We start from the raw sequence: 15,441 nt of genomic DNA on the forward strand, positions 1-15,441 counted from the left end.
CCGTATAACTCATTGAATCTCAAGGAGTTTTCCGTTTCGACTGCGCCGGAAGTGGGGCGAATTATAGACTCCTAGAATTCGCCGTCAACCCCCAATCTCAACTTTATTCAGATTTCAGCGTAATTCGCGCAAACGCCTTCTTGCCAGCCTGGCAAACGTGGGTCGCACCCACTACGTATATAAAGGAACGATCAACGACCTCACCATCTATACGCACACCACCGGAAGCGAGCAGATCGCGCGCCGCCGCAGAGTTCTTCACCAGCCCTGCTTTATTAAGGACGGCAGCAATCGGCATATCCTCAGCAGAAGCCAATTCGATTTCCGGCAGATCATCCGGCAGCTCACCATCCTTCATACGGTTACCCGCTGCACGATGAGCATTAGCCGCAGCCTCCTCACCATGGAAGCGCGCAACGATCTCTTCCGCCAGCTTGATCTTGATGTCACGCGGATTAGCACCTGCCTCCACATCGGCGCGGAACGCATTGATCTCATCCATGGAGCGGAAGCTGAGCAATTCAAAGTAGCGCCACATCAACGCATCCGGAATCGAAACCAACTTGCTGTACATGACACCCGGAGCTTCCTGAATGCCGACATAGTTGCCCAGCGATTTGGACATCTTCTTGACGCCATCCAGCCCCTCGAGCAGCGGCATGGTCAGAATGCACTGAGCCTCTTGACCATAACCACGTTGCAGCTCGCGCCCCATCAGCAAGTTGAACTTCTGATCGGTACCACCCAACTCGACGTCCGCACGCAGAGCGACCGAGTCATAACCCTGAACCAGCGGATAGAGGAACTCGTGAATAGCGATCGGCTGATTGGTGGTGTAGCGCTTGTCGAAGTCATCACGCTCAAGCATACGAGCGACGGTGTATTGCGAAGTCAGACGAATGAAGTCCGCCGGCCCCATCTGATCCATCCAGGTGGAGTTGAAAGCAACTTCGGTTTTCGCCGGATCAAGAATCTTGAAAACCTGAGTCTTGTAGGTTTCAGCGTTTTCCAGAACCTGCTCGCGCGTCAGCGGAGGACGAGTTGCGCTTTTGCCGCTCGGATCACCGATCATCCCGGTGAAATCACCTATAAGGAAGATCACCTGATGCCCCAGATCCTGGAACTGGCGCAGCTTATTAATAAGCACGGTGTGGCCCAAGTGCAGATCCGGAGCGGTTGGATCGAAACCAGCCTTGATACGCAGCGGTTGGCCACGCTTGAGCTTCTCGATCAGCTCGGACTCAACCAACAGTTCTTCCGCACCACGTTTAATCAGCGCTAGCTGCTCTTCAACCGACTTCATAACAGACCCGCAAGGCTCAGATTCAAAGGGAACCAACCATACAAGATCGCGCACCAATTACAAGTTTTGCCCGGCGCACGGACACCAATCCACAGACGTGATGTCTGTAGACTTGCTTAAGAGATGATTTGGTTATATTTTATACAGTTATTTCATCTTCATCATGTCATTCATCTTTTCCAATTCATCACTATTCAAAGTCAAAACTACTTATGACCACTGAACCGTCTAAAGCGCCACCGCTTTACCCGAAGACCCACCTGCTCGCCGCAAGTGGTATCGCCGCCCTTCTCAGCCTGGCGCTCCTGGTATTTCCTTCCAGTGATGTTGAAGCCAAAAAGACGACCCTGAGCCTTGAACTGGAAAGTCCTGCTGAACAACTGACACAAGATCAAGACGCTGCTGACGCCGCTCAAGCCACAAATGAGCCAGTAGCCTCACCGTTTGCACAAATCGAAAACACAGAAGAAAACGCTCCGCAAACCGCGGAAGCCAAACCTGCGCCCGAACCTCTCGCGGAAAAACCGAAAGCGCCAGGTCACCGGGAAGTCGTCGTTTCCAAGGGCGATACGCTTTCGACACTGTTCGAAAAAGTCGGCCTTCCAGCCACAGCCGTGCATGAAATACTGGCCAGCGACAAGCAAGCCAAACAGTTCAGCCAGCTCAAACGCGGCCAGAAGCTCGAATTTGAACTGAACCCGGAAGGCCAGCTCACCAGCCTGCACAGCAAGGTCAGCGATCTTGAAACCATCACGCTGACCAAGAATGACAAGGGTTACGCCTTCAATCGTGTAACCGCAAAACCTACCGTTCGTACCGCTTACGTTCACGGAGTGATCAACAGCTCGTTGTCACAGTCCGCTGCGCGTGCAGGCCTCTCTCACAGCCTGACCATGGATATGGCCAGCGTATTCGGCTATGACGTCGACTTCGCACAAGACATCCGCCAGGGTGACGAATTCGATGTGATCTACGAACAGAAAGTGGTCAACGGTAAAGCTGTTGGCAATGGCCCGATCCTGTCCGCCCGCTTCACCAATCGCGGCAAGACCTACACCGCCGTGCGTTACACCAACAAGCAAGGCAACAGCAGCTATTACACGGCCGACGGCAATAGCATGCGCAAGGCGTTCATCCGAACGCCGGTGGACTTTGCCCGCATCAGCTCGAAGTTCTCCATGGGCCGCAAACACCCTATCCTCAACAAGATACGCGCGCACAAAGGCGTTGATTACGCTGCGCCACGCGGCACGCCAATCAAGGCTGCCGGTGACGGCAAAGTGCTGCTGGCCGGCCGTCGTGGCGGTTACGGCAACACTGTGATCATCCAGCACGGCAACACCTACCGCACGCTATACGGCCACATGCAAGGCTTCGCCAAAGGCGTGAAAACCGGCGGCACGGTCAAGCAAGGCCAAGTAATCGGTTTCATTGGCACGACAGGGCTGTCCACCGGACCGCACTTGCACTATGAGTTCCAGGTCAACGGCGTTCATGTCGATCCACTGGGCCAGAAGTTGCCAATGGCCGATCCGATTGCCAAAGCAGAACGTGCCCGCTTCATGGCTCAGAGCCAGCCGTTGATGGCGCGTATGGATCAAGAGAAGGCCACCATGCTGGCTTCGAGCAAGCGTTAAGCCATGGCCCTTTATATCGGTGTGATGTCCGGAACCAGCCTCGACGGCCTGGACATTGCCCTGATCGAACAGACCTCGGCGATCAACCTGATCGCCACGCACTACATTCCCATGCCTGAATCCCTGCGCGCCGAGCTGCTTGGCTTGTGCGCCAGCGGCCCTGACGAGATCGCCCGCTCGGCGATAGCCCAGCAGAACTGGGTGAAGCTTGCCGCACAGGGCATTCACGCCCTCCTCGACCAGCAACAGCTCAAACCGGAGGCGATTCGCGCGATTGGCAGCCACGGCCAGACTATTCGCCATGAACCGGCTCGAGGTTTCACCATACAGATCGGCAACCCTGCCCTGCTGACCGAGCTGACAAGCATCACCGTTGTCAGCGACTTCCGCAGTCGCGATGTCGCTGCCGGTGGTCAAGGTGCCCCTCTGGTGCCCGCCTTCCATGAAGCTTTGTTCGAAGAGCGTACCGGTAACCAGGCTGTCCTGAATGTCGGCGGCTTCAGCAATCTCAGTCTGATAGAGCCGACCAAGGCTGTAGCCGGTTTCGACTGCGGTCCGGGGAATGTGCTGATGGATGCCTGGATTCACCAGCAACGCGGTGAAAACTTCGACCGCAATGGCCAGTGGGCCGCTACCGGCACCGTTGAACCAACGCTGCTGAAAGCATTGCTCAGTGATCCGTTCTTCATGACCAAGGGCCCGAAAAGTACCGGCCGAGAAGTGTTCAACCTGCCTTGGCTGGAGCAGCACCTCTCACGTCTGCCAGACTTCCCCGCTGAAAACGTACAGGCCACGCTGCTCGAGCTGACAGCGTTGACCGTCGTCGAGTCGCTGCAAAGCGCTCAAACGGATACTCAAGAGCTGTTGGTCTGTGGCGGCGGCGCACACAACGCCACATTGATGAAGCGATTGGCTGATCTGCTGCCGGACGCAAAAGTCGCCAGCACCGCCACCCACGGCGTTGATCCGGACTGGGTTGAAGCCATGGCGTTCGCCTGGCTGGCCCATTGCTGCCTCGAAGGTATTGCCGCCAACCGGCCAAGTGTCACTGGCGCCAAAGGGCTGCGCGTACTCGGCGCCATCTACCCCAACTAAACAAAACGCTGACAACAAAAAACGCCGCAGAACCCAAGGCTCTGCGGCGTTTTATTGTGTGCAGCGAAGTGCGATCAGATCGAGAACGAAGACCCGCAACCACAAGTCGTGGTGGCGTTCGGGTTCTTGATCACGAAGCGCGAACCTTCCAGACCTTCCTGGTAGTCCACTTCTGCACCGGCCAGGTACTGGAAACTCATCGGATCAACCACCAGGCTCACGCCTTCGCGCTCGACGATGGTGTCATCCTCAGCCACATCTTCATCGAAGGTGAAACCGTACTGAAACCCTGAACAACCGCCGCCCGTAACGAATACGCGCAGCTTCAAGCGATCATTCCCCTCTTCATCGACCAGGCTCTTCACCTTGTGCGCAGCACCTTGGGTGAATTGCAAAGCCGTGGGGGTGAAGGATTCGACGCTCATGCTGACTATCTCCCGGCGTTACGCCGCCATAATGCGTGATGACGCGCATTATCCGCTTGTCCGAGAAAATCGGTCAACTATTGTTACGGTATATCAATAAACCCGACCAGCTGTTCAGCATGCAAAAAGGCCCGTTTGACGGGCCTTTTTGCTGTGTCGGATTAAGTGTTACGGCAGCATGCCGGCATGGGACAGACCCAAGCGCTCATCCAGACCAAACAGGATGTTCATGTTCTGCACAGCCTGACCCGACGCGCCTTTGACCAGATTGTCGATCACCGACAACACCACCACCAGATCGCCATCCTGCGGACGGTGAACCGCAATGCGGCAAACGTTGGCGCCACGCACGCTGCGGGTTTCCGGATGGCTGCCGGCTGGCATTACATCGACGAACGGTTCGTTGGCATAACGCTTTTCAAACAGCGCCTGCAGATCCACCGAGCGATCAACCACGGTCGCGTAAAGCGTGGAGTGAATGCCACGGATCATCGGCGTCAGATGCGGGACGAATGTCAGACCGACATCCTTGCCGCCCGCTGCGCGACGCAGCCCCTGGCGAATTTCCGGCAGGTGACGGTGACCTTTCACCGCGTAAGCCTTCATGCTTTCCGACGTCTCCGAGTACAGGGAGCCTACAGCCGCACCGCGACCGGCACCGCTGACACCGGATTTGCAGTCGGCGATCAGACGCGAAGCATCAGCCAGACCCGCTTCAAGCAGCGGCAAGAAACCCAACTGAGTAGCGGTCGGATAGCAACCTGGCACCGCGATCAGGCGAGCCTTTTTGATCTGCTCACGATTGACTTCCGGCAAACCGTAAACCGCTTCGTCCAGCAGCTCCGGCGCACCGTGCGGCTGACCGTACCATTTGGCCCACTCCTCGGCGTCTTGCAGACGGAAGTCCGCCGACAGATCGATAACCTTGGTGCCCGCCGCCAGCAGTTCACCTGCCAAAGCGTGAGCGACACCATGCGGTGTGGCGAAGAACACCACGTCACAGGCGCCCAAGGTCTTGATGTCCGGCACGCTGAAGGCCAGGCCGTCGTAGTGGCCGCGCAGGTTGGGGTACATGTCAGCCACGGCCAGACCGGCCTCGGATCGGGAAGTGATCACCACCACTTCTGCCTGCGGATGCTGTGCCAACAGACGCAGCAGTTCGACACCGGTGTAACCCGTGCCGCCGACGATACCGACCTTGACCATAAACCTGCCCTCAACGAACCCACTGGAAAGCCGTCGATAATAGGGGCCACGCGGCCCTGCGACAACCGTCAAGGTGACGCGCGGACGCTCAAGCCTCTACTATCCGGCTTACCGTGAATAAGGGAATACCTAAAAATGCTCTATCTGTGGATCAAAGCGTTTCACATCGTCAGCGTCGTTTGCTGGTTTGCAGGCCTGTTTTACCTGCCGCGACTGTTCGTTTATCACGCGCAAAGTGAAGACACGGTCAGCAAAGAACGCTTCAGCGTCATGGAGCGCAAGCTGTATCGCGGCATCATGGGCCCGGCAATGATCGCCACGCTGATCTTCGGCGGCTGGTTGATCTATCTCAACCCGGGCATCTTCAGCATGGGCGGCTGGATTCACGCCAAACTGACCCTGGTCGTCTTGCTGATCGGTTACCACCATATGTGCGGCGCGCAGGTAAAACGCTTCGCCCGTGGCGAGAACACCCGCAGCCATGTCTTTTATCGCTGGTTCAATGAAGTGCCGGTTCTGATATTGCTGGCTATCGTAATTCTGGTCGTGGTCAAGCCGTTCTAACTTTAATAAGTCAATCACTTCGGGGTACTTCCAATGTCGCTGCCCGCTTTGCTCGAACAACGTCTGCGCCTGCCTGTGGTGGCTGCGCCGATGTTCCTGATTTCCAACCCTGAACTGGTGCTGGCCTGCTGCCGCAATGGCGTGGTCGGCAGTTTTCCCGCGCTGAACCAGCGCGAAAGCAGCGGGTTCAAGGCTTGGCTGGAACAGATCGAAGCGGGCCTCGCGGCGCTGGACAACCCCGCGCCGTACGCGGTGAACCTCATCGTGCACAACAGTAATCCACGCTTGCAGGCGGATCTGGCCATTTGCGTGGAGCACAAGGTACCGATCGTTATCACCAGCCTCGGCGCGGTGAAGGAACTGGTCGATGCAGTGCACAGTTATGGCGGCCTGGTCTTCCACGATGTCACCACCCGTCGGCATGCCGAGAAGGCCGCCGAGGCTGGTGTCGACGGTCTGATTGCGGTCGCGGCCGGGGCCGGTGGCCATGCCGGCACCTGGAGTCCGTTTGCGCTGATCGCCGAGATTCGCGAGTTCTTCGACAAAACCCTGCTGCTTGCAGGATGTCTTAACCACGGCCATGAGATTCTCGCCGCACAGATGCTCGGCGCGGATTTGGCCTACTTCGGTACGCGCTTTATCGGCACCACCGAAAGTCATGCACCTGACGCCTACAAGGAGATGCTGCTGACAGCCAAAGCGGCCGACATCATCCATACTCCAGCGGTGTCGGGAGTGCCGGCCAGTTTCATGCGGCAAAGCCTGGAGGCGGCCGGTTTCGACATGGCAGCGCTACAAGGTAAAGGCGAAGTGAATTTTGGCGACAAGCTCAAACCGATCAGCGATGAAGCCAAAGCCTGGAAGACCGTGTGGTCAGCCGGGCAAGGCGTGGGGCAGATCGACGATCTGCCAGGCGTGGATCAGTTGATCGCTCGACTCGATGCTGAATATCGTCAGGCACAGGAACGCGCAGCACAGCTGCCGAAACGCTGGCCAAGGTAAAAATCAAGCCAGTCGCTCATGGACTGGCCTTACACTAACGACCTTTCATTCTCTTCGCGACAAGGATGCCTCGGCCATGAGCGAACCCCGTTACAAGATCGTTTTCGACGGTGCTCTACAGCCCGGTGTCGATATCACCACTGCCAAGCTCAATCTGGCGGATTTGTTCAAAAGCGATGTTGCAGCCATCGAGCGACTGTTCAATGGCAGCACCGTGGCGCTTAAGCGTGATCTGTCGCACAGCGATGCGCAGACTTATCTGCAGGCATTGAGCAAAACCGGGATTGACGCACGGATCGAATCTGACACGGCCATCGAGCTGAATCTGTCGGACGTCCACGAGCACTCCCCCGCTCCCGCCTACGCGGAACCGAACTCACCTTATGCGCCACCCCGCGCCAGTGTTGGTGAAAACCTTCCGGCATTCGCCGTGCTCAAACCGTTGAGCGTCGAAGGCCGGATCGGACGTCTGCGCTTTCTGGCCTGGACGATGGTCGTGACGCTGGTAAGCCTGCCAATTCTCAGCATTTTTGCGCTGATCGCCGTCGGCCTTGTCAGTTCCGACTCCACCAGCGGCCTGATCATCGGCGGCCTCATCGCGGCCATTCTGGGTTTGGCGCTCATCATCATCAGCATTTTGTTCACCGTTCAACGCCTGCACGATATCGGCTGGTCCGGCTGGCTCTGGCTGCTGAATCTTGTCCCGTTGGTGGGCAGCATCTTTCCTTTTGTGATCATGGTTGTGCCGGGCAATACCGGTGCAAACCGCTACGGGCCACCACCTCCGCCCAACAGCACAGCAGTCAAGGTGCTGTGCTCTCTGTGGATCGTATTCATCGGGCTGTTTTTCGTAGGTGGAATGCTCGGCGGGATCTCCGCCATTCAGCAGGAATACGAAACCAGCCTCGAAAGCAGCTACGACAGCGGCTCGGTAACTACCGATGAAATCGACGTCGAGGTCGAACCGGCAGCGAATTCCGCCGACGATGCAGCCGAAGCGGCGCAGGCCCCTGTAGACTCTGCGAAAGAATGAACAGCGCTCCCCGCCGTGACACCTGCGTCGCTGGCGCGGAGCTGTTGCGATGGAGAAATGCATGACCCGTTACGCTCTGATCACTGGCGCCTCCAGCGGTATCGGCCTGGCCATGGCCGAAGCGCTGGCCAGGCGCGGCCGCAGCCTGATTCTGGTGGCACGACAGCGTGATCAGCTGGAAAGTATTGCGATCGAGTTGACCCAGCGCTTCGGCGTCGAGGTGCTGTTTCGCGCCTGCGACCTCGGTGAGCCGTTGCGCCTGTCCGGCTTTTTGCTGGAACTGGAAGAAGGTGACCGGCAGATCGATCTGTTGGTGAACTGCGCCGGCATTGGCACCTGTGGTCCATTCCTGGCTCAGGACTGGATGACCGAGCAGGACTTGATCGAGGTGAACATCCTCGCCCTCACCCGTTTGTGCCATGCGATCGGCAACAGCATGGCGCTGCAAGGCGGTGGGCAGATTCTCAACGTTGCCTCGGTAGCGGCGTTCAACCCCGGCCCGTGGATGAGCACCTATTACGCCAGCAAGGCCTATGTGCTGCACTTCTCCGAAGCACTGAGAGTTGAACTCAAACAGAGCGCGGTGAAGGTTTCAGTGCTCTGCCCCGGCCCGACCCGCACGGCGTTTTTCCGCACCGCGCAGTTGAACAGCGACAAACTCAAAGACAGCAAGTTGCTGATGAGCCCCGAAGAGGTCGCGCTGTACACCGTGCGTGCGCTCGACAAGAACCGCGCAATCATTATTCCGGGACGACGCAACCGCTGGTTCGCGTTTCTGCCGCGACTGGGTTCGCGCTGGCTCAACCGCACCATCGTCGGCATGGTCAACAAGGCTTACTGCCCGCGCTGAACTGTCCTACGGCAAAACACTGGGCGGGTTCTTTCCCCATGAGTACACTCAGACCAGCCCACACCACGGAGAAAACAGCAGTGGATACTCTGTTCACCAAGATCATCAACCGGGAAATCCCGGCCAAGATCATCTACGAGGACGACCAGGTTCTGGCGTTCCACGACATCGCACCTCAGGCGCCAGTGCACTTTCTGGTGATCCCGAAAAAACCGGTGCGCACCCTCAATGACCTGACCGAAGACGACAAGGCATTGGCCGGGCACATTCTTTTCACAGCCCAGCGTCTGGCACTGGAGCTGGGCTGCGAAGACGGCTTCCGGGTGGTGATGAACTGCAATGAGAAAGGTGGGCAGACCGTCTACCACATTCATATGCACGTACTCGGTCAGCGCCAGATGAACTGGCCGCCGGGCTGATCCACGGCAAATCTGTGGGAGCGCCCTGCTCCCACATGACCCAGCGCAAACGCTCCCCGGCCGATTCGGTTAAACTGGCCGCCGAGATTCTTCCCGGAGGTCAGCATGACTACCCAACGTCACTACTCGCCGATTGACCGTCTTCTGCTGCAAGCCGATGCCGCGATGCGTACCTTGCTGCCCTTCAGCGGCCAGCCATACCGTCCGTCGCCAGCGATTCTGCAGCCAGACACGCAGATGAGCGACGAAGACACTCGCCACGTCGCCGGCCTGATGCGTATCAACCATACCGGCGAAGTCTGTGCCCAGGCGCTGTATCAAGGGCAGGCCCTGACCGCCAAGCTGCCGCAGGTGCGCGAAGCCATGGAGCACGCAGCCGAAGAAGAGATCGATCATCTGGTCTGGTGCGAACAACGCCTTCACCAGTTGGGCAGCCATACCAGCGTTCTCAATCCGCTGTTCTACGGCATGTCGTTCGGGATTGGCGCGGTGGCCGGGCTGATCAGCGACAAGGTCAGCCTCGGGTTTGTCGCAGCGACCGAGCATCAGGTGTGCAAACACTTGAACGAGCATCTGGAACAACTTCCGGCCGAGGACGAGAAGTCCCGGGCGATTCTGGAGCAGATGCGTATTGATGAGGAGCATCATGCGGAGAGCGCGCTGGATGCTGGCGGCTTCCGTTTTCCGGCGCCGGTGAAGTTCGGGATGAGTCTGTTGGCGAAGGTTATGACCAAGAGTACTTATCGGATCTGAAGCTTTAGACGCTTTAAGGGCCTCACCGCTAGTAGGCTCACTCCTACAGGGTTATGTGTTTGCGCGATAAAAAAGGCGACTACCGCTAAGTAGTCGCCTTTTTTGCGCTTGGATTTCTTACGTCGGCATGTTCCGCGCGTAGAAAATTTCGAGCATTTCGTGTTTCACACGCTCAGTCACTTGAGCGCGCTGCTCAGGAGACAGGCTGCTGGTGGCGTCGCCGAACAGGTAGTTGTCCAGTTCGAAGTCCTTCAGCAGCATTTTGGTGTGGAACAGATTTTCCTGGTACACGTTCACGTCGGTCATCTGGTACGCGTCGCGGGTGTCTTCGGACAGGTAGTTCTGAATCGAATTGATCTCGTGGTCGATGAAGTGTTTGTTGCCTTCAACATCACGGGTGAAACCACGCACACGGTAATCCACAGTCACAATGTCCGAATCGAACTGGTGAATGAGGAAATTGAGCGCTTTAAGCGGTGAAATGACACCACACGTCGACACATCGATGTCCACACGGAAGGTGGCAATGCCGTCGTCCGGGTGGATTTCCGGATAGGTGTGCACCGTGATGTGACTCTTGTCGAGGTGGGCCAGGATGATTTCAGGCAACGGGCCCGGGGACTCTTCAATCTGGCTTTCAGTCGGGGTTACCGGCTCTTCAGAAATCAGAATCGTGACACTGGCGCCCTGAGGTTCATAGTCCTGACTGGCAATGTTCAGGATGTTGGCACCAATGATTTCGACAACTTCGGTGAGAATCTGCGTCAGGCGTTTCGCGTTGTACTCTTGATTGATGTACTCGACGTAAGCCTGCTGGTCTTGCGGGGTTTCCGCGTAGCAGATGTCATAGATGTTGAAGCTCAAGGTCTTTGTCAGGTTATTGAACCCGTGGAGCTTGAGTTTGCTTTTCACCGTTGAAAACTCTCTGTGTATGCGGCCCGGCCGCGTGATCAAGCATGCCCGTCAAGTGCGAACAACGCACCTGCGTAGGACGGTCAACACCTCTTCGCGATGGCGATTACGGTTATCTGTTCAGGCGGATGACACGTCGGTTGACCGATCACCGCCCTGAAAAAAGTCGCGCATTATGCAGACGTCAGGAGGGGGATCCCCAGAGTCTGCACTGCTTTTATGATAGTTGAATGTCGGTTCAACCGAGTTCGATGATTTCGTAATCGTGGGTGATCGCCACGCCAGCCGCACCGAGCATGATCGAGGCCGAGCAATACTTCTCGGCGGACAGTTCGATGGCGCGCTTGACCTGGGCTTCTTTCAGGCCACGGCCCTTGACCACGAAATGCATGTGGATCTTGGTAAACACTTTAGGATCTTCGGTTGCGCGCTCGGCTTCGAGGAAGGCCTCACAGCTTTCAACAGCCTGGCGCGATTTCTTCAGAATGCTGACCACGTCGAAGTTGCTGCAACCGCCGACGCCCAACAGGAGCATTTCCATCGGGCGAACACCCAGATTACGACCACCGGCGTCCGGCGGACCGTCCATGACCACGACATGGCCACTGCCGGATTCGCCGAGGAACATGGCTTCGCCAGCCCATTGGATGCGTGCCTTCATCGCCCAGACTCCACTGTAAAAAAAGGGTCGCCAGCTTAGCACAGGGTTTTGCTCTGACAGCGCGACTGTTCCTAGGACGGATGCTCCAACTGCGTAGGTAATTTCTCGAATTTTCGACGAAGTGTCTGGTAAGCTGGCGCCAATTCGCTGGCGCCCCATGCCAGCTGTGTAGCGACCGCCTTCAGCGCCTCATAAAAAAATCAAACATCACCGTGCAGTCTTTTCGGGATACAACCATGGTTGCTATTACCCCCACACCCAAAATCAAGAACCTCGACAAGCTGTTGATGCATTGCCAACGTCGCCGCCATGCGGCCAAGAGCAACATCATTTGCGCTGGCGATCGTTCGGACACGCTGTACTTCATCATCAAGGGCTCGGTAACGATCCTGATTGAGGATGACGACGGCCGCGAGATGATCATCGCGTATCTCAACGCCGGGGATTTCTTTGGTGAACTGGGACTGTTCGAGCAGGCGGGTCAGGAGCAGCAGCGCAGCGCCTGGGTGCGGGCCAAGGTCGAGTGTGAGACTGCGGAAATCAGCTACGCGAAATTCCGCGAATTATCGCAGCAGGATCCGGACATTCTTTACGTGCTCAGCGGACAAATCGCACAACGCCTGCGCAATACCACGCGCAAGGTCGGCGATCTGGCGTTCTTCGACGTTACCGGTCGCGTGGCTCGTTGCCTGCTGGAACTGTGCAAACAGCCGGACGCGATGACCCACCCCGACGGCATGCAGATCAAGGTGACCCGTCAGGAAATCGGGCGGATTGTCGGGTGTTCGCGGGAGATGGTCGGTCGCGTTCTCAAGGATCTTGAGGAACGCAACCTGGTCAATGTGAAGGGCAAGACCATGGTGGTCTTCGGTACACGTTAAACGCGAACGCTTAAACGCTGTACATCTGCGCCAGCATTAAACGAAACAACTCATCGAGACGCGCCAAGGCCTGTGGCGCGTTGAATTTTTCATGCAGGGCAATGTGGCTTTGCGCGCGTACCCGCTGCTCCAGACCACAGGCTTCGTTGAAGCGATTGACCGCTGCCACCATCGAATCCCGCTCGTTATCCATCAGCATCGCACCGTGTACCAAACCCACCGGACGCTGTCCGCCCTGACTCTGGCGCCAGCGCTGGGCGGTGCCGACCATTTTGCGGCCGTCGAGGTTGACGTTGAAGCGACCGTCGCAAAACGCGCCCTCGATTTCTCCCAATGACGAAGTGCCGCCCAACTCATCCAGCAATTGGCAGATCGGATCGCACAGACGGCGGTAGCCGGTTTCGATGCGGTTGAGATCGCCTTCGCTGCGAGGCGGTGCGTAAACCAGTGCGATATTGATGGTCGCGGCCGATTGCGGGACCGGTTCCCCGCCGGTTTCGCGTAGCAGCACCGGCCAGCCGGCGGCGGCGGAGACTTCGCAGGCGTGTTCGAATCCGGGTAGGCGGTTCAAGCGGCGAGGCATGACCAGAGCGCGGTCGCTGGGCTGCCAGAATAGAAGTCCGAATTCGGCGTCGCCGGCACAGATCGAGGCCAGCAAGTCCTGTTCGGCTTGCAGGCCGGCTTCGATGGTCAGGGAGGTTGGCAGCGACATAGCGGACTCCGGCAGATCTGGAATCTTTAGGGAACTGGCTGGCCTCTTCGCGGGCAAGCCCGCTCCCACAGGGGGCGCGGGTGCCTGTGAAGGAGTGATCAGTCGAGGGTCGAACCACTCACCGAAACACCGCGCTCCGGGAAGAACAATCGTTGCAGCTCAGTACCCGGGCTTTCGGCGCGCATGAACGCCTCACCGACCAGGAACGCGTACACGTCGCTGATCTCCATCAGCTCGACATCGGCACGGTTGAGGATGCCGCTCTCAGTGATTACCAGACGATCACGCGGAATACGCGGCAGCAGATCGAGGGTGGTTTCCAGGCTGACGTCGAAGGTATGCAGGTTACGGTTGTTGACCCCGACCAGTGGCGTGTCGAGGGTTTTCAACGCGCGCTCCAGCTCATCGCCGTCGTGCACTTCCACCAGCACATCGAGACCAACGCCTTTTGCCACGGAAGCCAACTCGGCCATTTTCACGTCGTCCAGCGCGGAGACGATCAACAACACACAGTCGGCGCCCAGCGCACGGGCTTCGACGATCTGGTATGGATCGATCATGAAGTCCTTGCGGATCACCGGCAGCTTGCACGCGGCACGGGCCTGCTGCAGGTAGGCATCGGCGCCCTGGAAGTAATCGATATCAGTCAGCACCGAGAGACAGGTTGCCCCGCCCTTCTCGTAGCTTTTGGCGATGTCGGCGGGAACAAAGTTCTCGCGGATCACGCCTTTGCTTGGCGAAGCCTTTTTGATTTCGGCAATCACCGCCGGTTGTTTTTTCTTGGCCTGCGCCAGCAAAGCCTTGGCGAAACCACGGGGTGCATCGGCCGCCTTGGCCAGACTTTCCAGCTCACTCAGGCTGACACGAGCGCTACGCTCGGCGACTTCCTGAACTTTGCGCGCCAGAATGTTTTCCAGAACCGTCGGTACACTCATCCCTCATTCTCCACTTTGAATACCGCGGTAAAGGCACCCAGCTCCTCGAGTTTTTCCCGAGCGAGGCCGGTGTGCAGGGCGTCGTGCGCAAGCTCCACGCCTTGTTTCAAACTGCTGGCTACGTCGGCGGCGTACAGCGCTGCACCGGCGTTTAGCACAATCATTTCAGCGGCTTTCTGGCCGTTTTCAGTCTTGCGCTTGCCCAGCGCATCGCGAATCAACGCCAACGAAGCTTCCGGGCCGTCGACCGACAGGCCGTGCAGGCTCTGGCTCTTCATACCTAGATCTTCCGGCTCGACCCAATACTCGGTGATCTCGTTGTTCTTAAGCTCGGCAACAAAAGTCGGCGCCGCCAGACTGAATTCGTCCAGACCGTCCTTCGAATGCACCACCAGCACATGCTTGCTACCCAGACGCTGCAAGACTTCAGCCAACGGGCGGCACAACGCCTGATTGAACACACCCACCACCTGATGTTTAACACCGGCCGGATTCGTAAGCGGGCCGAGCATGTTGAACAGCGTACGCAGGCCGAGATCGCGGCGCGGGCCGGCGGCGTACTTCATGGCTTTGTGGTGTGTCTGGGCGAACATGAAACCGATGCCGACGTTGTCGATGCAACGGGCGACCTGCACCGGCGTCAGGTTGAGGTAGATGCCGGCGGCTTCCAGTAAGTCGGCACTGCCACTCTTGCCCGAGACCGCGCGGTTGCCGTGCTTGGCCACGGTGCAACCTGCTGCCGCAACGACAAAAGAAGAAGCGGTGGATACGTTGAAAATATTCGCACCGTCACCGCCGGTGCCAACCACATCGACCACACCGTCGAGGGTCTTGAGTTCGACCTGATCGGCCAGCTCACGCATCACCGATACCGCGCCGACGATTTCGTCGATGCTCTCGCTCTTCATGCGCATGGCCATCATGAACGCGCCGATCTGTGCCTCGGTGCACTGGCCGGTCATGATTTCGCGCATCACATCGCGCATTTCATCGGTGCTGAGGTCGAGGTGATCGACGATACGGCTCAGGGCTGTCTTGATATTCATGGGAAGT

17 protein-coding genes are annotated in these 15,441 nt (G+C 57.8%); 9 read left to right on the top strand and 8 right to left on the bottom strand.

The window, feature by feature from the left end; all coding sequences use genetic code 11:
• Positions 1-103: 103 nt before the first annotated feature.
• Positions 104-1,303, bottom strand: a complete 1,200-nt coding sequence (gene tyrS / locus ACA069_RS25710; RefSeq protein WP_187681133.1) for a tyrosine--tRNA ligase — start codon at positions 1,301-1,303, stop codon at positions 104-106.
• A gap of 212 nt (positions 1,304-1,515) precedes the next feature.
• Here tyrS and ACA069_RS25715 point away from each other — a divergent pair, with 212 nt between their 5' ends.
• Both ACA069_RS25715 and ACA069_RS25720 read left to right on the top strand, forming a co-directional pair.
• On the top strand, positions 1,516-2,940 hold the full coding sequence (locus ACA069_RS25715; protein ID WP_187681131.1) for a peptidoglycan DD-metalloendopeptidase family protein: 1,425 nt from the start codon (positions 1,516-1,518) through the stop codon (positions 2,938-2,940).
• Positions 2,941-2,943: 3 nt separating this feature from the next.
• Positions 2,944-4,035, top strand: coding sequence for an anhydro-N-acetylmuramic acid kinase (locus tag ACA069_RS25720; RefSeq protein ID WP_497615454.1), 1,092 nt, complete (start codon positions 2,944-2,946; stop codon positions 4,033-4,035).
• 74 nt (positions 4,036-4,109) lie between these two features.
• Here the strand turns inward: ACA069_RS25720 and erpA are convergent, their stop codons facing one another.
• Both erpA and argC read right to left on the bottom strand, forming a co-directional pair.
• Positions 4,110-4,460 carry an iron-sulfur cluster insertion protein ErpA gene (gene erpA, locus ACA069_RS25725; RefSeq protein WP_003228776.1) on the bottom strand — a complete coding sequence of 117 codons (351 nt, stop codon included), beginning with the start codon at positions 4,458-4,460 and terminating at the stop codon, positions 4,110-4,112.
• Between the two features lie 168 nt (positions 4,461-4,628).
• A complete protein-coding gene (gene argC, locus ACA069_RS25730) occupies positions 4,629-5,666 on the bottom strand; it encodes an N-acetyl-gamma-glutamyl-phosphate reductase (protein ID WP_401270052.1) in 1,038 nt (345 codons plus the stop codon).
• Positions 5,667-5,801: 135 nt separating this feature from the next.
• Here argC and hemJ point away from each other — a divergent pair, with 135 nt between their 5' ends.
• From hemJ to coq7, 6 genes are all read left to right on the top strand, one after another.
• A complete protein-coding gene (gene hemJ / locus ACA069_RS25735; RefSeq protein ID WP_187681128.1) occupies positions 5,802-6,230 on the top strand; it encodes a protoporphyrinogen oxidase HemJ in 429 nt (142 codons plus the stop codon).
• Positions 6,231-6,263: 33 nt separating this feature from the next.
• Complete coding sequence (locus ACA069_RS25740) at positions 6,264-7,232, top strand: NAD(P)H-dependent flavin oxidoreductase (protein WP_489879408.1); 969 nt, start codon at positions 6,264-6,266, stop codon at positions 7,230-7,232.
• A gap of 76 nt (positions 7,233-7,308) precedes the next feature.
• A complete protein-coding gene (locus ACA069_RS25745; protein WP_497618308.1) occupies positions 7,309-8,265 on the top strand; it encodes a DUF805 domain-containing protein in 957 nt (318 codons plus the stop codon).
• A 61-nt stretch (positions 8,266-8,326) separates the two neighbouring features.
• Positions 8,327-9,115 (top strand): SDR family NAD(P)-dependent oxidoreductase, encoded by a 789-nt coding sequence (locus tag ACA069_RS25750; protein ID WP_034155108.1) that lies wholly within the window; start codon positions 8,327-8,329, stop codon positions 9,113-9,115.
• A gap of 80 nt (positions 9,116-9,195) precedes the next feature.
• A complete protein-coding gene (locus ACA069_RS25755; RefSeq protein WP_053124353.1) occupies positions 9,196-9,534 on the top strand; it encodes a histidine triad nucleotide-binding protein in 339 nt (112 codons plus the stop codon).
• 105 nt (positions 9,535-9,639) lie between these two features.
• Positions 9,640-10,287, top strand: coding sequence for a 2-polyprenyl-3-methyl-6-methoxy-1,4-benzoquinone monooxygenase (coq7, locus tag ACA069_RS25760; protein ID WP_123469224.1), 648 nt, complete (start codon positions 9,640-9,642; stop codon positions 10,285-10,287).
• Positions 10,288-10,404: 117 nt separating this feature from the next.
• Here coq7 and speD read toward each other — a convergent pair whose 3' ends face one another.
• On the bottom strand, positions 10,405-11,199 hold the full coding sequence (gene speD, locus ACA069_RS25765) for an adenosylmethionine decarboxylase (protein WP_187681126.1): 795 nt from the start codon (positions 11,197-11,199) through the stop codon (positions 10,405-10,407).
• A gap of 238 nt (positions 11,200-11,437) precedes the next feature.
• Positions 11,438-11,860, bottom strand: coding sequence for an OsmC family protein (locus ACA069_RS25770; RefSeq protein ID WP_007941657.1), 423 nt, complete (start codon positions 11,858-11,860; stop codon positions 11,438-11,440).
• A 236-nt stretch (positions 11,861-12,096) separates the two neighbouring features.
• Between ACA069_RS25770 and crp the strand changes: the two genes are divergently transcribed.
• On the top strand, positions 12,097-12,741 hold the full coding sequence (gene crp / locus ACA069_RS25775; RefSeq protein WP_123532372.1) for a cAMP-activated global transcriptional regulator CRP: 645 nt from the start codon (positions 12,097-12,099) through the stop codon (positions 12,739-12,741).
• Positions 12,742-12,751: 10 nt separating this feature from the next.
• Here the strand turns inward: crp and ACA069_RS25780 are convergent, their stop codons facing one another.
• The 3 genes from ACA069_RS25780 to trpD all read right to left on the bottom strand — a co-directional run bounded on the left by ACA069_RS25780 (position 12,752) and on the right by trpD (position 15,434).
• Complete coding sequence (locus ACA069_RS25780; protein WP_401270062.1) at positions 12,752-13,453, bottom strand: lipoate--protein ligase family protein; 702 nt, start codon at positions 13,451-13,453, stop codon at positions 12,752-12,754.
• 98 nt (positions 13,454-13,551) lie between these two features.
• Complete coding sequence (trpC, locus tag ACA069_RS25785) at positions 13,552-14,388, bottom strand: indole-3-glycerol phosphate synthase TrpC (RefSeq protein WP_497615455.1); 837 nt, start codon at positions 14,386-14,388, stop codon at positions 13,552-13,554.
• Positions 14,385-15,434 (bottom strand): anthranilate phosphoribosyltransferase, encoded by a 1,050-nt coding sequence (trpD, locus tag ACA069_RS25790; protein ID WP_305440093.1) that lies wholly within the window; start codon positions 15,432-15,434, stop codon positions 14,385-14,387. Before trpD ends, trpC begins: the two co-directional genes overlap by 4 nt.
• Between the last annotated feature and the right edge of the window lie 7 nt (positions 15,435-15,441).

This window comes from Pseudomonas sp. LBUM1652 (assembly GCF_059716105.1).

Bases quoted from the DNA above. Each gene is read 5' to 3' on its own strand.
- ACA069_RS25780 (WP_401270062.1), bottom strand. From the start codon at position 13,453: ATGTCGCTGCCAACCTCCCTGACCATCGAAGCCGGCCTGCAAGCCGAA.
- crp (WP_123532372.1), top strand. From the start codon at position 12,097: ATGGTTGCTATTACCCCCACACCCAAAATCAAGAACCTCGACAAGCTG.
- ACA069_RS25750 (WP_034155108.1), top strand. From the start codon at position 8,327: ATGACCCGTTACGCTCTGATCACTGGCGCCTCCAGCGGTATCGGCCTG.
- trpD (WP_305440093.1), bottom strand. From the start codon at position 15,434: ATGAATATCAAGACAGCCCTGAGCCGTATCGTCGATCACCTCGACCTC.
- ACA069_RS25720 (WP_497615454.1), top strand. From the start codon at position 2,944: ATGGCCCTTTATATCGGTGTGATGTCCGGAACCAGCCTCGACGGCCTG.
- tyrS (WP_187681133.1), bottom strand. From the start codon at position 1,303: ATGAAGTCGGTTGAAGAGCAGCTAGCGCTGATTAAACGTGGTGCGGAA.
- ACA069_RS25740 (WP_489879408.1), top strand. From the start codon at position 6,264: ATGTCGCTGCCCGCTTTGCTCGAACAACGTCTGCGCCTGCCTGTGGTG.
- coq7 (WP_123469224.1), top strand. From the start codon at position 9,640: ATGACTACCCAACGTCACTACTCGCCGATTGACCGTCTTCTGCTGCAA.
- ACA069_RS25715 (WP_187681131.1), top strand. From the start codon at position 1,516: ATGACCACTGAACCGTCTAAAGCGCCACCGCTTTACCCGAAGACCCAC.
- ACA069_RS25770 (WP_007941657.1), bottom strand. From the start codon at position 11,860: ATGAAGGCACGCATCCAATGGGCTGGCGAAGCCATGTTCCTCGGCGAA.
- erpA (WP_003228776.1), bottom strand. From the start codon at position 4,460: ATGAGCGTCGAATCCTTCACCCCCACGGCTTTGCAATTCACCCAAGGT.
- hemJ (WP_187681128.1), top strand. From the start codon at position 5,802: ATGCTCTATCTGTGGATCAAAGCGTTTCACATCGTCAGCGTCGTTTGC.
- ACA069_RS25745 (WP_497618308.1), top strand. From the start codon at position 7,309: ATGAGCGAACCCCGTTACAAGATCGTTTTCGACGGTGCTCTACAGCCC.
- argC (WP_401270052.1), bottom strand. From the start codon at position 5,666: ATGGTCAAGGTCGGTATCGTCGGCGGCACGGGTTACACCGGTGTCGAA.
- trpC (WP_497615455.1), bottom strand. From the start codon at position 14,388: ATGAGTGTACCGACGGTTCTGGAAAACATTCTGGCGCGCAAAGTTCAG.